Source organism: Yersinia sp. 2542 StPb PI (assembly GCF_048593855.1).
Lineage (GTDB): Bacteria > Pseudomonadota > Gammaproteobacteria > Enterobacterales > Enterobacteriaceae > Yersinia > Yersinia enterocolitica_E.
In genome coordinates this window covers 1-950 of sequence record NZ_JAZGQA010000428.1, presented here as the reverse complement: position 1 = coordinate 950, position 950 = coordinate 1, and the positions used below count along the sequence as shown (strand labels likewise).

The following is a 950-nucleotide window of genomic DNA, read 5'->3' as shown; positions in this document are numbered from 1 at the left end:
AAGATGCCGCCATTCACCAATGTGCTACCGGTGTAATCGTTCGTGGCATTGTTCAGCGTCATTTCGCTGTTATCAGCGCCAATAGCTAAATTACCCGTACCAGTCACTTTCGCCAGCAAGGTGTGATCAGCATTCACCGCGCCCTGTGACGTCAGCGTCAAACTTTGGCCGGAAAGTAACGTCAACTGAGTCAGACTTGACGTCACACTTAAGCCACCGCCATTGCCCGATAATCCGTAGTTATAAAGTGCCTCAGCAACTATATTGCTCCCCTGAATAATATCTTCAGTTGTGCCATTACCCAGGCTATTACCCAAACTGTCTTGTAATGTCAGGAGCGCCAACTCAGGTGTAGAGAGCGTATTATTACTGCTGATTAATTGGGCTGAACTGCCAGTGTCCTGATCAAGTAAATTCCCGCCAGTGGTGAGAGCCGGATCAACTTGAATGGTACTGCTATTCGTCACCGCCAACGTGTCAGTGACGATTAAGCTGCCAGAGCCAAATACTGTCGTCGCACCATTTAGGGTAAAGTTACCCAGTATCTGATTGCCACTGCCTACGGTCATCAACGTACCGCCAGAGGCCACAAACAACGCATTGCCCAATGTGCTGGTATTATCGCCACTCAGGGCAAAAACAGTGTTTTCCATATCAATCGTACCGGCGAATGCCGTGCCAGTATTAACACCAAAATTGAAAATGTTATTGGCAGTATCAATGTTCAGTGTGCCAGTGCCGGTCAGTGCATGGTCAAACAGCGCGATATCAGCCAGATTCAAGGTGGCATCCGTGATATCCACCGTGACCGCATTGTCGACGCCATTGCTGCTGGTCAGGGTCACATCGCTGCTGTCGGTGACCTGCAAGATACCGCTGCCGGTGACCGTATTGCCAAAGATGCCGTTAAAGCCACTCAGCGCCAGAATATCCTGTGCGCCCGCCAGGGC

1 pseudogene is annotated in these 950 nt (G+C 50.3%); it reads right to left on the bottom strand.

The features are described from left to right. Nucleotides 1-950: pseudogene (locus tag V1952_RS22090) on the bottom strand (autotransporter outer membrane beta-barrel domain-containing protein); the annotation flags it as partial.